This window comes from Rathayibacter sp. AY1C5 (assembly GCF_002931705.1).
Taxonomy (GTDB): domain Bacteria; phylum Actinomycetota; class Actinomycetes; order Actinomycetales; family Microbacteriaceae; genus Rathayibacter.
In genome coordinates this window covers 25,397-41,406 of sequence record NZ_PSWD01000018.1, presented here as the reverse complement: position 1 = coordinate 41,406, position 16,010 = coordinate 25,397, and the positions used below count along the sequence as shown (strand labels likewise).

Below are 16,010 nucleotides of genomic sequence, written 5' to 3'. Positions count from 1 at the left end.
GGAACCATTCCGCGCCGGCCCCCACCTCGGCGCCGCCCCGGGATCACTGACGACCCGCAGCGCAGCGCCACCGGCATCCGCGAGAGGAGGAGGAGTGCAAGACACCGGCCCCAGGGCCGGACAGGAGGAGACCGGATCCGCTCAGTCGTGCGGACAGCGACGGACCCGGCCTCTGCGATGAACACCTCATTGAAGGAATCACATCACGCATGAATGGTAAGCGATCCTCGAGAAGAAGCATCAGGCGTCTTCTCGCACTCGGCATCGCCGGGATGGTGACGGTCTCCGGACTCACCGCCCTCGGCCTGCCCGCCTCGGCCCACGACGGAGTGGACCACGGTTCCGAGGGCGGAGCATCCGCTCTCGACTGGAGCAACTACGAGAAGGTCCTGCTGACGAAGAACGTCGGCGAGCCCCTCGACCTGGCCGTCCTCCCGGACAAGTCGGTCCTCCACACCGCTCGGAACGGCGAGATCCGCCACACCGACCCCAAGACCGGCACCACCCGTGTCGTCAACACGATCCCCGTGTACCAGAACTCGGAGGACGGACTGCAGTCCGTCGGCATCGACCCCGACTTCGCCGAGAACAAGTGGGTCTACCTCGTCTACGCGCCCCCCGGGAACACCCCGACCGGCGCGGCCCCGAACATGCTGCCCGAGGGCGCGACCGACAGCTACTGGGACCAGTGGAAGGGCATCAACCGCCTCTCCCGGTTCAAGTGGACCGGCTCGGGCCTCGACCTCGCGAGCGAGCAGAAGATCATCGACATCGAGACCCAGCGCGGGCAGTGCTGCCACGTGGGTGCCGACTTCGACTGGGACGCCGACGGCAACCTGTACCTCTCCACCGGCGACAACACGCCGGCGAGCGCTCCGGGTGCCGCGGGCTTCGCGCCGAACAACGACGCGCCCCGCATGAACCCGGGCTTCGACTCGCGTCGCGGCGCCGGCAACACGAACGACCTCCGCGGCAAGATCCTCCGGATCACCGTGCAGGAGGACGGCTCGTACACGATCCCCGACGGCAACCTCTTCCCGGTGGGAACCGAGAAGACCCGCCCCGAGATCTTCGTGATGGGCGTCCGCAACCCGTTCAAGATCGACGTCGACGCCGAGACGAACACCCTCTCCTGGGGCGACTACGGCCCCGACGCCACGAAGGCCGCTGCGGCCGACGGCGTCCGCGGCCCGATGGGCCTCGTCGAGTGGAACGCGACCGGACTGGACGAGCCGCACAACTCCGGCTGGCCCTACGTCCACGGACCCAACGCGCCGTACAACGAGTGGAACTTCGAGACGTCGACGCCCCGCGGCTTCTTCGACCCGGAGAACCTGAAGAACAACTCGCGCTGGAACACCGGCCTCGTCGACATCCCGGACGCCAAGGCGGCGACCGTCTACTACGGCGACAACCCCGGCGACCAGCCGTTCGACGAGCTCGTCAACTTCGGGACCAGCACCGGCCAGGGCCCCATGGGCGGACCGGTGTACCACTTCGACGCGGAGAACACCTCGACGTCGAAGTTCCCGGAGTACTGGGACAAGAAGACCTTCTTCGGCGAGTTCTCGCAGGACTACATCGCGGCGTTCACGCTCGATGAGGACCGCGCGGTCACGCACATCGAGGACTTCCTCCCCAACGCGGCGCTCAGCCAGGCCGCGCAGCCGATCCACGACAACCCGATGGACATGGAGTTCGGCCCCGACGGGTCGATGTACGTGATCGAGTACGGCGACGGATTCTTCCGCGCCAACCCCGACGCGGGCCTGTACCGGATCGACTACGCCGAGGGCAACAAGGCGCCGCAGGCCCGCTTCACCGCGACCCCCCTGTCCGCCTCGCAGACCCCGCTCGAGGTCACGTTCGACGCCAAGGGATCGACCGACCCCGAGGGCGACGCGCTCACCTACGACTGGGACTTCGACGGCGACGGCACCTTCGACGCCACCGGAGTGACCGTCAAGAAGACCTACACCGAGCTCGGACAGTTCACGGCCCGTCTGCGCGTCACCGACGCCAAGGGCAAGTTCAGCCTGACCTCGCGGGTCATCTCGGTCGGCAACCAGGCGCCGCAGATCCAGATCCAGACGCCCGGCAACGGCTCGTTCTTCAGCTGGGGCGACGCGATCCCCTACCAGGTGACCGGCAAGGACGCTGAGGACGGCGACCAGATCGTCAGCAGCCGCGTGGGCTGGACCTACGGCCTCGGCCACGACGAGCACGCCCACCCCGAGGTCACCGGCACCGGTGCCAAGGGAGCGTTCCCGACGTCCAAGGACTCGCCCGAGCACGGCCCCGGCGCGCTGCTGTACGGCACCGTCGTCGTGACCTACACGGACGGCGGCTTCAACGGCCTGCCCCCGGCTGCGGCCGAGGCGACGCTGCGGCTGAACCCGAAGACGCAGGAGGCGGAGCACGCCGCCCGTGAGGGCGTCCTGCCCTACGCGGACACCACCGCCAGCGGCGGCAACGCCGTCAGCGGACTCGGTGCGGGATCCTTCCTGCGCTGGGACCCGGTGAACTTCGCCAACCTGACCGGCGTCGTGGTCCGCGCCACCGGTGAGGGCACCGTCGACCTCCGCTGGAACGCTGCCGACGCAGCGCCCTTCGGAACGGCGACCATCCCCGCGGGAGCCGGCTGGAAGGACGTCCTCGTCCCCTTCGGCACCAACGTCCCCCGCGGCACCGGCTCGCTCTACGTGACCTCGCCCAACGGCCTGTCGCTCGACTCCCTCACCTTCCAGGGTGCCGGCGCCGGTGACAAGACGGCTCCGACCGTCGCGGCGACCCTCGACCCGGCAGCGCCTGCGGGCGTCGGCGGCGTCTACAACAAGCCCGTGACCCTCGGCCTCACCGCCACGGACAACGGAGCGCTCTCCACCGTCCAGTACTCCGCCGACAACGGCACGACGTGGACCACGGTCCGCGCCGTCAACGGCGCGTACACGGTCCCGTTCACCACGAACGGCGCCCGGACGATCCAGTACCGCGCCACCGACACCGGCGGCAACGTCTCGGCGGTCGGCACGGTGAAGTTCACGATCGACCTGGCCGCGGCGAACGCCCCGACCGCCGCGTCGACCACCACTGTGGCGCTCTCGGCTCCCCGCGTGACCTTCGGGGCACCCGGCGAGGCGACCGTCACGGTCACCGGTCAGGGTGGGAACCCCGGCGGAGAGGTCGTCCTCTACGAGGGCGCCACCGAGCTGGGCCGCGCGACGCTGAAGGACGGCAAGGCGACCTTCGCCCTGCCGAAGACCCTCGGCGCCGGCACCCACACCCTCCGTGCGGCGTACGGCTCGGACGCCACCTTCAAGGCCTCGGAGGGCACCGCCCGCCTGATCGTCTCGAAGGCCGCCTCGGAGCTCACCGCGACCGTCTCGCCCAACCCGGTCAAGCCGGGCGCCAGCGCGCAGGTCACGGTCGACGCGAAGTCCTCGACGGGTGTCGCCGGCACCGGTCAGGTGAGCGTGATGGTGAAGAGGAACCTCTCCACCGTCGCGATGCTCACCGGGACCCTCGACGAGAACGGGCACGTCGTGGTGACGCTCCCGAAGCTCGCGGCGGGCAGCTACAAGCTGACCGTCACCCACACCGCCACGGCGGACACCAACGCCGCGTCGGCGCTGCTGAACCTCACCGTCCAGCAGTAGCCCCCGCGCAGGGGCCGGCCGGCTCGACCGGGCCGGCCGGCCCCCCACCCCCTGCACCATCTGCCATTTCGAAGGAGAAATGATGCACCACCACCACGCATCCATCACGGCCAAGCCGATGAGCCGGCGCTCGCTGATGACGGCCCTGGCCGCATCGACCGTCGCGGTCGGCGTCGGAGCGGGAGCCCTCGCGGCGCCCGCCACGGCCGCCCCCGCGCCCTCGTCCGGATCCACGCGCCTGGTCCCGATCAACCGCATCGGCATCCAGCTCTTCAGCGTCCGCGACAAGGTCTCGTCGCTCGGCTTCCGGGCCGTCTTCGAGGAGCTCGGCCGCATCGGCTACAGCGAGATCGAGTTCGCCGGGTACACCCAGGGCAACGTCGGGGCGATCACCCCGCAGCAGATCCGCCAGCTGCTCGACGACAACGGCCTCCGCGCCGTCGGCTCGCACGTCGGCACCAACCTCCTCCGCTCGGAGCTGGGCAAGCAGATCGAGATCGCGCAGATCCTCGGCACGCCGCACCTCGGCACCGGCAACGCGCCCACCAACGTCAACACCAAGGCGGGCTACCTCGCCGCGGCGGAGGAGTGGAACAAGTGGGGCCAGCAGGTCTCGGCCGCGGGCATGAAGCTCTACCAGCACAACCACGCCGGTGAGTTCGGGTTCGCCACGGACGACCCCAAGACCCGCCTGTACGACCTCTTCTACGACAACACCGACCCGCGTCACGTGTACCTCGAGATGGACGTCTACTGGGCGTACGTCGGCAAGAAGCTCTACCCGGGCTTCGAGCCGCTCGACTACATCAAGCGCAACCCGCGCCGCTACCCGATCCTGCACCTCAAGGACGGCAAGACGAACAACGCCAACACCAACGGCTACGACATCGTCGAGTTCGGCGCGGGCAACCTGCCCTACCAGGCGTTCCTCTCGGAGCTGCGCGACCGCGGCCAGCGCTTCGGCGTCTGGGAGCAGGACACCGCTCCCACGCTGGCGACGCCGCCGAGCACGGGGAACTCCCTCGAGGCCGCTTCCCGCAGCTACTCCGCGATCGCTGCGCTCCGTGGCTGAGCGCACCCCGCGCCGCGCGCGCCGCACCGACAGCACCACCACCAGCACGACGCGCACGAGCGCACCGAGGAGAACCCCCATGAAGTGGAAGACGCCCACGGCGGTCCTCGCGGCCGCCTCCCTCGCGATGGTCGCCGCACCGTCCGCCTTCGCGGCGACGACGGACTGCACCACCGAGCTCGGGAACCAGACGATCACCGGAGACCTCAACGTCGGCGCGGGCCAGACCTGCGTGCTCGGCAACGTGACCGTCACCGGCAACGTCATCGTCGGCGACGACGCCTGGCTGGACGCCACCTCGGCGACCATCGGCGGCGACGTCATCGGCACCGACGCGTACGGCATCTCGATCGACGGCACCAGCGTCGGCGGAGACGTCGTGTCGTTCTCGGACGGCAGCCGCAACGGCTTCCTCTACCTGCGCGACCTCACGGTCGGCGGCATGGTCGAGGCCGGCGGGATCGACGTCGAGTTCAGCGACCTCTCGGTCGACGGCTCGGTCAGCACCGACGCGGCGAACTACGTCGACGTCGACCGCACCAGTGTCGGCGGCGACGCCACCTTCGCCGGCAGCGACTTCGGCGTGAACGTGCAGGGCGCCATCGTCGGCGGCTCGCTCGCCGTCACCGGCTCCTCGCGCGGCGTCCTCCTGGGCGCGAACGAGGACGGCTCGGCCTCGGCCCTCGGCAACACGGTGGGCGGGAACCTCACGCTCTCGGGCAACTCCGGCAACGTCCAGCTCGCGGGCTCGACGGTCGGCGGGCGCATCGCGCTCGCCGACAACGCGCCGGCGGTCAACTTCGGCGCGGGCAACACCGCCGCCGGAGTCGACGGCACCTTCACGGGAACGGCGGCGGGCGCTGCGGCGGCCGGCGACCAGGCCGTGGCCGTCATCGTCCCCGAGGCCAACAAGGGCGAGCTGACCTGGACGCTCGAGGGCACCAGCAACCTGGTGAACCTCGGCGTCGCCGAGGAGCAGGGCGACCACTTCGCCGCCTCCGGTGAGCTCGTGCCGGTCCGCGTGACCGACACCCGCCTCAACGGCCCGGCCTGGTCGGTCACCGGCCAGCTGAGCGACTTCCGCTCCGGCGAGAAGACGTTCTCGGGCAAGCACCTCGGCTGGACCCCCGAGGTCCTGGAGAACACCGGCGGTGCCGTCGCGGGCGCAGCCGTCCCCTCCGGGTTCGACTCGGGCAACGGCCTCGCCACGCCCCGCGTCCTCGGCTCCGCCGCGGCGCAGCACCCGACCGGATCCTCGGTCCTGGGCGCCGACCTCGACCTGAAGCTCCCGCTCTCGGTCGGAACCGGCACCTACACCGCGACGCTGACGCTCACCGCGCTCGGCTAGCACCGGTGGGGCGGCCTCCGGGCCGCCCCACCCTCCCCCCGTCTCCCCGCGAGACGCCACTCCGGTACGCCCCGCTCGGCGTGCCGCGTACCGGAGCGGCGTCCCGCGGGGAGGCATCCCCCCTTGCAACGGAAGCCTGATCGATGTCGCTCATGCCACGCACCTCCCGCACCACCGCCGCCCTGCTGCTGATGACGCTCCTCGCAGCCGGCGGCCTCTCGGCTCAGGCGGGTGCCCAGGAGGCGGACCCCGCCTCCACGCCGGTCACCTGGGGGGTGCGCCCCGCCGACACCGAGCAGGGCAGCGAGCGGCCGAACTACGCGTACGCCCTCGATCCCGGCGGACGCCTCAGCGACGCCCTGATCGTCTCCAACTACGACGACGAGGAGCAGACGTTCCGCGTCTACGGCTCCGACGGCTTCATCACCGAGGCCGGCCAGCTCGACCTGCTCCCCGCCGCGGAGCCCTCGACGCAGCTGGGCAGCTGGATCGCGTTCCCCGAGCCCGAGGTCACCGTGCCCGCCGGCGAGAGCGTGCAGGTCCCGTTCGAGGTCGTCGTCCCCGACGACGTGACCCCGGGCGACTACGCCGCGGGCGTCGTGTCCTCGATCCTGGTGCAGGGCGAGACCGGAGTCTCGGTCGACCGGCGCCTGGGCTCGCGCATGTACCTCCGCGTCGGCGGCGAGCTCGCCCCGCGCCTGTCGATCGACGGCCTCGCCGTCTCGTACGAGGGCGGCTGGAACCCCTTCGCCCCCGGCTCCGCGACCGTCGACTACACCGTGACCAACGCGGGGAACACCCGCATCGCGCCGGGCGCCGAGATCAGCGTCGCCGGCCTCTTCGGCCTCGCGCCGGTGTCCGCGACCGACCCGGAGCCGCTGCCCGAGCTCCTCCCCGGAACCTCGGTCTCGCGCACCGTGACCGTCGCCGGAGTCTGGCCGCTCTTCGTCGCGACCGCCCGCGCCGCGCTCTCGGGCACGGTCGTCACCGCCGACCAGGCCTCCCAGGCCGACTCCGCCGTCGTCGTTCCCGACGTGCCGGTCGCCACCGCCGAGACCTCGGCCGCGGCCGTGCCGTGGAGCGCCGTGCTCCTCCTCGCCCTGCTCATCGGGCTCATCGTGCTGACCGTCGTCCGCCGCCGCCGCCGGGCCGCGGGGGAGCAGGCGCGCATCGACGCCGCCGTCGCCGCCGCACTCGGCGCCCAGCCGGAGGACGCCGACCGCGCGGAGGTCCGCTCCTGACCGGGTGCGGCCGACGCGGTCCGCGGGGGATCGCGCCGGCGCGGCCCACCGCCTCCGGCCGCGCGGCCGCCGCTCTAGCGGACCGCCCGCCCCTCGGCGCGCAGCTGCTCGAGGAAGCCGTCCACCACGGCGGGGCTGAGCAGGTGCCCGCGCAGCATCAGCGCGGCACCGCGCACGCCCCCGCTGCCGCCCAGCTCGGCGGTCACCACGTCGAGCCGCTGCGTCGCGAGGGGGAGGGAGCGCTCGTCGATCACCGAGCGCACGGCCGTCAGGATCTCCGGGCTGGCGAGGGCGACCGCGCCGCCCAGCACGATGACGGAGGGGTTCAGCAGGCTCACGCAGGTGGCCAGCACCTCGCCGAGCTGCAGTCCCGCGATCCGCGCCGCCTCGACGGCCTCGGGATCGCGCGCCTTCAGCAGGTCGATCAGCTCGCGCACCGACTGCACGTCGCGGCCCGCCCGGGCGAGCCCGGCGGCCAGAGCGGAGCCGCCCGCGACCGCCTCGAGGTCCCCCTCCTGACCTCCCGCCGCGGCCGGGGCCGTGCGCGGCACCTGGACGTGGCCGAGATCACCGGCGGAGCCGAGGGCTCCGCGCTGGAGCAGCCCGGAGGAGACGATGCCCGCGCCGATGCCGGTGCCGACCTTCACGAACATCAGGTCGAGGGCGTGCGGGAAGCGCGAGGCCCGCTCACCGAGCGCCAGCAGGTTCACGTCGTTGTCGACGAGCACCGTGGTGTCGTAGCGCCGGCGCACGAAGGCGGGGATGTCGAAGCCGTCCCAGCCGGGCATGATCGGCGGGCGCACCGGGCGGCCGCTCGCGTGCTCCACCGGGCCGGGCACGCCGACCCCGATGCCCGCGAGGGCGGAGCGGTCGACCCCGGCCGCGGCGAGGATCCCGTCGCAGACGTCGAGCGCGTGCCCGAGCACCGCCACGGGGCCCTGCGCGATGTCGAGCTCCTCGCGGCGCTCGGCGATGATGCGGCCGTCGAAGTCGGTCAGCGCGATGGTCGAGTGCGCCGCGCCCAGGTCGATGGCCAGGAGCGAGCGGACGGCCGGGTCGAAGACGAGGCGCGCGGACGGACGGCCGCCGGTCGACGGAGCGCGGTCGAGGTGCGCGATCAGTCCGAGCTCGAAGAACTGCTCCAGGCGCGTCATCACCGCGGTCCGCGCGAGGCCCGTCTCCTCGACCAGCTCGGCGCGGGTGCGCGGCCGACCGTCGGCGAACAGCCTCAGCATGTCGCCGGTCGCGGTACCCGCGCGCTCGGCCACGCTCAGCTCCTTCTCTCGGCCCGGAGGACGGGTTCGGGGGACAGCACACCTGAGGAAACCAGTCGACGCACGGTCGCGCAATCTCGGCGGGCCCTGCGTGCGGTTCCTGCGCAACACGGCCGGCCGGAGGCGCGACGCGCGCCCGGCCGAGGCCCCTCCCCACTCCGATCGCCCGGGTGCGCCCCGACGATCGCCGCTCAGCCAGCCCTTCCAGACAGGAGAGAACGATGACCTCGTCCGACACCACCACCACAGGCGCCCCCCGATCGAGCGGGCGCATCGGCCTCTGGCTGATCGGGGCCCGGGGCAGCGTCGCCACCACGGCCGCCGTGGGCCTGCACGCCATCGCCGCCGGAGCCGCGCCCAGCTTGGGCTGCGCCACCGCGACCCCCGCCTTCGAGGACGTCCCGCTCGCCGGGTTCGCCGACATCGTCATCGGCGGCCACGACGTCTCGCCGACCCCGCTGCTCGAGAAGGCCACGGGCCTCGCGGCCGGCGGCATGTTCCCGACCTCGGTCGTCGCCGAGGTGGCCGACCGGATCGACGCGACCGACGCCGAGATCCGCCTCGCCCCCGCCGACGCCGCGTCGCAGAAGGAGGAGATCGACCGCCGGGCCGCCGACATCGTCGCCTTCCGCGAGCGCCACGGCCTCGCCCGGGTCGTCGTGATCGACGTCGCCTCGACCGAGGTGCTGCCGGACGACCGTCCCGAGTTCCACGACCTCGCCGCTCTGCGCGCCGCCCTGGCGCGTCCGGGCGAGCGCCTCCTGCCGCCGAGCTCGATCGCCGCCCTCTCGGCCGTCGTCGCGGGCGCGGCCTACGCCTGCTTCACTCCCTCGACCGCGCTGGCTCTGCCGGCCCTGGAGGAGTGGGCCGCCGAGGCCGGGATCCCGATCGCCGGCCAGGACGGCAAGACGGGGGAGACCCTGCTCCGCAGCGTGCTCGCGCCGATGTTCACGGCGCGCGGGATGCGCGTGCTCTCGTGGGCGGGCGCGAACCTCCTCGGCGGCGGCGACGGGCAGACCCTCGCCGACCCGGAGGCGGTGCGCTCGAAGCTCGTCTCGAAGAACCGCGGACTCCGCAGCCTCCTCGGCGACGACGTCGTCACTCCGCTCCACATCGACAACGTCCCGGACCTCGGCGACGTCAAGACCGCCTGGGACCACGTGCACGCGGAGGGCTTCCTCGGCTCGCGGATCACGGTGCAGACGATCTGGTCGGCGTACGACTCGGCCCTCGCGGCGCCGCTGATCCTCGACCTCGCCCGCCTGCTGGCGCTCGCGGACGAGGCCGGCGTCTCGGGCCCGGTCGGCGAGCTCGGCTTCTTCTTCAAGGACCCGTGGGGCAGCGACGTGCACGGGTTCGCCGAGCAGACCGCGGAGCTGGTGGCCTGGTCCGCCCGCACCGGTGCGCTCGTCGCCGAGCGCCGCACCCCGGTGACGAGCGGGACGCGGAGCGATGGCTGAGCTGCGCGACTACCTCGAGCTCGTCCGCGCGAAGGCCGCGCTGACCGTGATCGGCGACACCGTCGCGGGCGGAGCGTGGGCGGGCCGCGGAGTGGGAGCGCGCACGGTCGCGCTCCCGCTGTCCTCGGCGCTGCTCTACTCGGCGGGCATGGCGCTCAACGACTACGCGGACGCCGAGCTCGACGCCCGGGAGCGGCCCGAGCGGCCGATCCCCTCGGGGCGCATCCGGCGCTCGGCGGCGCTGGGCACGGCGGCCGCGCTGACCGCGGCGGGGATCGTCGTGGCGGCCGTCGTGGACGGGCGGCGCTCGCTCGCGCTCTCGCTGCCGCTCGCGGCCGGGATCTGGTCGTACGACCTGCTCGCGAAGCCGACTCCGCTGGGCCCGGTCGTGATGGCGGCCTGCCGCGGTCTCGACGTGCTGCTCGGCGCGGGCGTCGACGGCGTGCGCGCGGCGGCCCCCGCCTCCGCCGCTGTGGCCGCGCACACGCTCGGCGTCACCGTGCTCTCGCGCGGCGAGGTGCACGGCACCACCCCGGTCGCGGCGGGTGCGGTCTCGGCCGGCACCGCGGCGATCGCGCTGTCCACCGCGGCCGGCGCTCTGGCCGAGCGCCGGGCCGCCCCCGCCGCGGTCGTCGCCGCGGGCCTCGGGCGCTGGCTCCTGCTCGTGCTCACCGCGCAGCTGCAGGCCGTGCGGACGCCGACGGCCGCGGCCGCGCGGACGGCGACCCGCGCGGGCATCACCGGGATGATCCCGCTGCAGGCCGCGCTCGCCGGTCTGAAGCGTCCCGAGCTGGGGGCGGCGCTGCTCGCGCTCGACGCGCTCGGCTCCCTCCTGCTCCGCCGCCCGCGGACGGCGGACATCACATGAGCGCCACCGGACCCGTCCTCGGCTACGGCACCAACGGCTTCGCCGACCACACCCTCGACGACGCGCTCACGGTGATCCACGCCGCGGGGTACCGCGCCGTCGCGCTCACCCTCGGGCACCCGCACCTCGATCCCTTCGCAGCCGACTGGCGCGAGCGGACGCTGGCGCTCCGGTCGCGGCTCGACGAGCTGGGCCTGCGCGTGGTCGTCGAGACGGGCGCGCGGTACCTGCTCGACCCGTTCGCGAAGCACCGCCCCACGCTGGTCGACGAGGAGGCCGGCCCCCGGGTCCGCTTCCTCGAGCGCGCGATCGAGATCGCCGCGCTGCTGGGCGCCGACGCCGTCTCCCTCTGGTCGGGGGTCGTGCCGGCGGGCGCGGATGCGGCCGCGGCCTGGCGTCTTCTCGTCGAGCGGATGCGCGGCGTCGTCGCGACGGCCGAGCGCCACGGCGTGCGGCTGGCCGTCGAGGCCGAGCCGGGGATGCTGGTGGAGACGGTGGCCGACGCGCTGCTGCTGCGCCGCGAGCTCGGCGACCCGGAGTCGGTCGGGCTGACGGTCGACCTCGGCCACTGCGTCGTGGTGGAGCCGGACGGCGTGGTCGGAGCCCTCCGCAGCGCCGGGGACCTGCTGCTGAACGTGCAGGTCGACGACATGCTCCCGGAGCGGCACGAGCACCTCGAGCTCGGCACCGGATCGCTCGACCTCGCGGCCGCCTTCGCGACCCTCGCCGAGATCGGCTACCGCGGGATCGCCGCCGTCGAGCTGCCCCGGCACTCGCACGACGCGCCCCGCCTGGCCGTGGCGAGTCTCGCGGCGATGGAGGAGGCGCTCGGCGGCGCCTCCTCGCACGCCGAGCACCCGTGGACCGCGGCCGCCCGCTCCGCCGTCCTCGAGCGCCCGTCGCGGATCGAGCGCTTCTTCCCCGCCGCGGGCCGCGAGGCCGGACGCGAGCCGCTCCGGCCCGCCGAGGACCCGCACGGCCTCGTCCACGGCACGCACGACGACGCGGCCCGCGCCGCCCTGGTGCAGGCCGCCGCGCAGGCGCTCGGCGACGACGACCTGGCCGCTCTCCTCCTCCGCCTCTACCGCGGCGGGGACGGCGCCGAGCGCCGCGGAGTGCTGGCCGGGCTGAACGCCCTCGGCGACCCGGGACCGGCTACGACCCTCGCCGGCCTCGAGCTGACCGCCGACGCCCTGCGCGCCAACGACACCCGGCTCGTCGCCGCGGCGATGGGCTCCTTCGCCCGCCGCCACCTCGACGCGCACGCCTGGCGGCACGGGGTGCTCAAGCTCGTCTTCCTCGGCGTCCCGCTCGCAGCGGTCGCCGGGCTGGAGGAGCGCAGCGACGCCGAGCTGCGCGCGATGGCCGGCCGCTTCGCGGACGAGCGCCGCGCGGCCGGGCGCCCGCTCCCGGACGATCTGGCGGTGCTCCTGCCGAGCTGACCGCCCCCGAACGCCGCCCCGACCGCGGGGCACCACCACCGATGAGAAAGGCGCGACGATGCGCATCTTCGACCCGCACATCCACATGACCTCCCGCACCACCGACGACTACCAGGCGATGTTCGACGCCGGCGTCCGCGCGGTCGTCGAACCCTCCTTCTGGCTCGGACAGCCGCGCACGAACGTCGGCTCGTTCACGGACTACTTCGACGCCCTGATCGGCTGGGAGCGCTTCCGCGCCGCGCAGTTCGGCATCCGCCACCACTGCACCATCGGGCTCAACCCGAAGGAGGCGAACGACCCGCGCTGCCGGGCCGTCCTGCCCGAGCTCGACCGCTACCTCGCCAAGGACGGCGTCGTCGCGGTCGGCGAGACCGGCTACGACTCGCTCACCCCCGAGGAGGACCAGGTCTTCCGCCAGCAGCTCGAGCTCGCCGGCGAGCACGGCCTCCCCGCGATGGTGCACACCCCGCACCGCGACAAGGAGTCGGGCACCCGCCGGACCCTCGAGGTCGTCGCCGACTCGGGTCTCGAGCCCGGGCGGGTCCTCGTCGACCACCTCAACGAGGTCACCGTCGACGCGGTCCGCGACTCCGGCTGCTGGATGGGCTTCTCCATCTACCCCGACACGAAGATGGACGAGACCCGCCTGGTGACGCTGGTCGAGCGGATCGGGCTGGACCGCGTGCTGGTCAACTCCGCCGCCGACTGGGGCCGCTCCGACCCGCTCACGACCGCGAAGACCGGCCGCCTCCTCCTCGTCGCCGGCTTCAGCGCGGGCGACGTGGACCGGCTGCTCTGGCAGAACCCGGTCGAGTTCTACGGGCAGAGCGGACGCCTGGACCTCTCGCCCGTCGCGGGCTTCGACGTGCAGGAGTCGGCCGGCCGCACCTTCGAGGGCAACTCCGTGCTCCGGGGCGCCCCGCGCATGGCGGAGGTCGTGTGATGCACCTCTCCTACTGCACCAACGTCCATCCCGCCGAGGACCTGGCCGGAGTCGTCCGCCAGCTCGACGTCTACGCCGGACCCGTGCGCGTGGCCGCCGGGCTCGCCCTGGTCGGAGTCGGCCTGTGGATCCCGCGCGACCTCGCGGCCCGCCTGGTCGCCAGCGCCGAGGACCGCGCCGTCCTCCGCGCGGCCCTGCAGCGCAACGGCCTGGAGGTGCGCACGCTCAACGCCTTCCCGTACGCCGCGTTCCACGCCGAGGTCGTGAAGCTCGACGTCTACCGCCCCGACTGGACCACGCCGGAGCGCCTGCAGTACACGATCGACTGCGCGCGGATCCTGGCCGACCTGCTGCCCGCCGGCGCCGACGGCAGCATCTCGACGCTGCCGCTGGGCTGGCGCGAGGGCTGGGGACGGGAGCAGGACGAGGCCGCCTGCCGGAACCTCGCCCGGCTCGTCGAGGAGCTGCGCGACCTGCGCCGCTCCACGGGCCACGCGATCCGCCTGGCGATCGAGCCCGAGCCCGGCTGCATCCTCGACACCGTGGACGACGTCGTCGACTGGCTGCACCCGCGGATCGGAGTGGTCGACCCGGCGTACGTGGGCGTGTGCCTCGACACCTGCCACCTCGCCGTCTCCTTCGCCGACCCGGTCTCGGCCGTCCGCCGCATCCGCGACGCGGGCCTGCGCGTGGTCAAGGTGCAGGCCTCGGCCGCGCTCCACCTGGAGGACCCCTCGGGCCGCGCCGCGCTCACCCCGTTCGTCGAGAAGCGCTACCTGCACCAGACCCGCGAGAACGGGATCGACGGGGTGCTCCGCGTCGACGATCTGCCCGAGGCGCTGGACACGCTCCCCGGCACCGGCCCGTGGCGCGTGCACTTCCACGTGCCGCTGCACCACCGGCCGGAGGCGCCGCTCTCGGCCACCACGGCCGTCCTGGCGGAGGCGGTCTCGGCGGTCGACGCCGCCTGGCCGTACGACGAGATCCACCTCGACGTCGAGACCTACACCTGGTCGGTGCTCGCCGACGCCCCGAGCGACCTCTCGACGGGCATCGGCGCCGAGCTCGCCTGGGCGGCCGCGCACCTGCTCACGCCCGCCTCCCGAGAGGCGCTGCTGGCGCCCCTCCTCCCGCAGGCGGCGGCGCTGTGAGGCCCGTGCTGCTGCTCGACGTGGTCGGGCTGACCTCGACGGCGCTCGCCGACATGCCCCGCCTCTCGCGGCTGGCCCGCGGGGGCGGGCGCCTGCCGCTGGACACGGTCCTGCCCGCGGTCACCTGCAGCGTGCAGTCGACCATGCTCACCGGCACGATGCCCGCGCAGCACGGGATCGTCGGCAACGGCTGGTACTTCCGCGACCTCGGCGAGGTGCACCTGTGGCGCCAGCACAACCGCCTGGTCACGGGGGAGAAGGTCTGGGAGACCGCACGCCGGCTGAGCGGGGAGCCGTACCGCGCGGCCAACATCGGCTGGTGGTACGCGATGGGGGCGTCGACCGACGTCACCGTCACTCCGCGCCCGATCTACCACGCCGACGGCCGCAAGTCGCCGGACGCGTACGTGCGCCCGCCGGCGCTGCACGACGAGCTGGTCTCGCGCTTCGGCGCCTTCCCGCTGTTCCAGTACTGGGGGCCGACCGCGTCGCTCCGCTCGACCCAGTGGATGGTCGACGCGACCCGGCACGTGCTGGCGGGCGACGGCTCCGGCCCGCCCGAGCTGACCACGGCGTACCTGCCGCACCTCGACTACGACCTCCAGCGCTTCGGACCGGACTCGCCCGAGGCGCGCCGGGCCGCGTCGGAGCTCGACGTGGTGCTCGCTCCGCTGCTCGACGACGCGGAGGCGCTGGGCGCGTCGGTGATCGTGGTCGCCGAGTACGGGATCGCCGACGCCGACACCCCGGTCGACGTGAACCGGGCGCTCCGCCGCGAGGGCCTGCTCGAGGTCTACGTGCAGGACGGCCGGGAGCAGCTGGACCCGTGGACGTCGCGCGCGTTCGCCGTCGCCGACCACCAGGTCGCGCACGTCTACGTGCAGGACGCGGCGGACCTGCCGCGGGTGCGCTCGATCCTCGAGGGGCTCGACGGCGTCGACGAGGTGCTCGACCGGGAGGCGCAGGCCCGCTACGGCCTCGACCACGAGCGCTCGGGCGAGTTCGTCGTGGTCGCCCGGCCGGGGGCGTGGTTCACCTACTACTACTGGCTCGACGACGACCGCGCGCCCGACTTCGCCCGCGGCGTCGACATCCACCGCAAGCCCGGCTACGACCCGGCCGAGCTCTTCTTCGATCCGGCCGACCCGCTGGTGAAGGCGAAGGCGGCGGGCAACCTGGCCAAGAAGGCCCTGGGGCTGCGCTACGCGATGAACCTGGTGCCCCTGGACGCGTCGCTCGTGCGCGGCACGCACGGGAGGCTGCCGTCCTCGTCGGCGGACACTCCGCTCGTGCTGGCCTCGGACGCGGACCTGCTGCCGGCCGGAGCCGCGTCGCTCCCGGCCACCGCGGTTCGGGACCTGGTGCTCGCGGCGCACGGCCCGGCCCTCGCGAAGGAGGCGTCGGCGCTCGCGCGCTGAGGGAGTGGACGCCCGGCGGCCCGTGCGCGGGCCGTCGGGTGCCGGGGGCTCAGCCGGGGTCGCCGCGGTCCGACGCGGGCTCAGGCGAGCTCGCCGCGGTCCGACGCGCGCTCAGGCGAGCTCGCCGCGGACCG

Annotated in this window: 11 protein-coding genes; 10 read left to right on the top strand and 1 reads right to left on the bottom strand. The window is 73.7% G+C overall.

Annotation, left to right across the window (positions count from 1 at the left end; all coding sequences use genetic code 11):
* Positions 1-209: 209 nt before the first annotated feature.
* From C5C57_RS12725 to C5C57_RS18165, 4 genes are all read left to right on the top strand, one after another.
* Positions 210-3,656, top strand: a complete 3,447-nt coding sequence (locus C5C57_RS12725; RefSeq protein WP_146082424.1) for a PQQ-dependent sugar dehydrogenase — start codon at positions 210-212, stop codon at positions 3,654-3,656.
* A gap of 82 nt (positions 3,657-3,738) precedes the next feature.
* Positions 3,739-4,728 (top strand): sugar phosphate isomerase/epimerase, encoded by a 990-nt coding sequence (locus C5C57_RS12720; RefSeq protein WP_219813837.1) that lies wholly within the window; start codon positions 3,739-3,741, stop codon positions 4,726-4,728.
* Between the two features lie 79 nt (positions 4,729-4,807).
* A complete protein-coding gene (locus C5C57_RS12715; protein WP_104226600.1) occupies positions 4,808-6,076 on the top strand; it encodes a hypothetical protein in 1,269 nt (422 codons plus the stop codon).
* Between the two features lie 152 nt (positions 6,077-6,228).
* Positions 6,229-7,317: a hypothetical protein gene (locus C5C57_RS18165; protein WP_181069205.1), complete on the top strand. Its 1,089-nt coding sequence runs from the start codon at positions 6,229-6,231 to the stop codon at positions 7,315-7,317.
* Positions 7,318-7,391: 74 nt separating this feature from the next.
* Here the strand turns inward: C5C57_RS18165 and C5C57_RS12705 are convergent, their stop codons facing one another.
* Positions 7,392-8,585, bottom strand: a complete 1,194-nt coding sequence (locus tag C5C57_RS12705) for an ROK family protein (RefSeq protein ID WP_244229502.1) — start codon at positions 8,583-8,585, stop codon at positions 7,392-7,394.
* A 227-nt stretch (positions 8,586-8,812) separates the two neighbouring features.
* Between C5C57_RS12705 and C5C57_RS12700 the strand changes: the two genes are divergently transcribed.
* From C5C57_RS12700 to C5C57_RS12675, 6 genes are read left to right on the top strand one after another with little or no spacing between them, the layout of a single operon-like run.
* Positions 8,813-10,051 (top strand): inositol-3-phosphate synthase, encoded by a 1,239-nt coding sequence (locus C5C57_RS12700; protein ID WP_104297687.1) that lies wholly within the window; start codon positions 8,813-8,815, stop codon positions 10,049-10,051.
* Positions 10,044-10,919 carry an SCO3242 family prenyltransferase gene (locus C5C57_RS12695; protein ID WP_219812291.1) on the top strand — a complete coding sequence of 292 codons (876 nt, stop codon included), beginning with the start codon at positions 10,044-10,046 and terminating at the stop codon, positions 10,917-10,919. Before C5C57_RS12700 ends, C5C57_RS12695 begins: the two co-directional genes overlap by 8 nt.
* Positions 10,916-12,361, top strand: a complete 1,446-nt coding sequence (locus C5C57_RS18515) for an EboA domain-containing protein (protein WP_104263224.1) — start codon at positions 10,916-10,918, stop codon at positions 12,359-12,361. Before C5C57_RS12695 ends, C5C57_RS18515 begins: the two co-directional genes overlap by 4 nt.
* A 58-nt stretch (positions 12,362-12,419) precedes the next feature.
* Positions 12,420-13,307: a TatD family hydrolase gene (locus C5C57_RS12685; RefSeq protein ID WP_104297686.1), complete on the top strand. Its 888-nt coding sequence runs from the start codon at positions 12,420-12,422 to the stop codon at positions 13,305-13,307.
* On the top strand, positions 13,307-14,458 hold the full coding sequence (gene eboE / locus C5C57_RS12680) for a metabolite traffic protein EboE (protein WP_104297691.1): 1,152 nt from the start codon (positions 13,307-13,309) through the stop codon (positions 14,456-14,458). Before C5C57_RS12685 ends, eboE begins: the two co-directional genes overlap by 1 nt.
* The gene (locus C5C57_RS12675; RefSeq protein ID WP_104273272.1) at positions 14,455-15,876 is read left to right on the top strand and encodes an alkaline phosphatase family protein; all 1,422 of its coding nucleotides are present in this window, start codon (positions 14,455-14,457) and stop codon (positions 15,874-15,876) included. Before eboE ends, C5C57_RS12675 begins: the two co-directional genes overlap by 4 nt.
* The last annotated feature ends 134 nt before the right edge of the window (positions 15,877-16,010 follow it).

Coding starts and splice junctions, on each gene's coding strand:
- C5C57_RS18165 (WP_181069205.1), top strand. CDS start 6,229: ATGCCACGCACCTCCCGCACCACCGCCGCCCTGCTGCTGATGACGCTC.
- eboE (WP_104297691.1), top strand. CDS start 13,307: ATGCACCTCTCCTACTGCACCAACGTCCATCCCGCCGAGGACCTGGCC.
- C5C57_RS12715 (WP_104226600.1), top strand. CDS start 4,808: ATGAAGTGGAAGACGCCCACGGCGGTCCTCGCGGCCGCCTCCCTCGCG.
- C5C57_RS12720 (WP_219813837.1), top strand. CDS start 3,739: ATGCACCACCACCACGCATCCATCACGGCCAAGCCGATGAGCCGGCGC.
- C5C57_RS12725 (WP_146082424.1), top strand. CDS start 210: ATGAATGGTAAGCGATCCTCGAGAAGAAGCATCAGGCGTCTTCTCGCA.
- C5C57_RS18515 (WP_104263224.1), top strand. CDS start 10,916: ATGAGCGCCACCGGACCCGTCCTCGGCTACGGCACCAACGGCTTCGCC.
- C5C57_RS12685 (WP_104297686.1), top strand. CDS start 12,420: ATGCGCATCTTCGACCCGCACATCCACATGACCTCCCGCACCACCGAC.
- C5C57_RS12695 (WP_219812291.1), top strand. CDS start 10,044: ATGGCTGAGCTGCGCGACTACCTCGAGCTCGTCCGCGCGAAGGCCGCG.
- C5C57_RS12700 (WP_104297687.1), top strand. CDS start 8,813: ATGACCTCGTCCGACACCACCACCACAGGCGCCCCCCGATCGAGCGGG.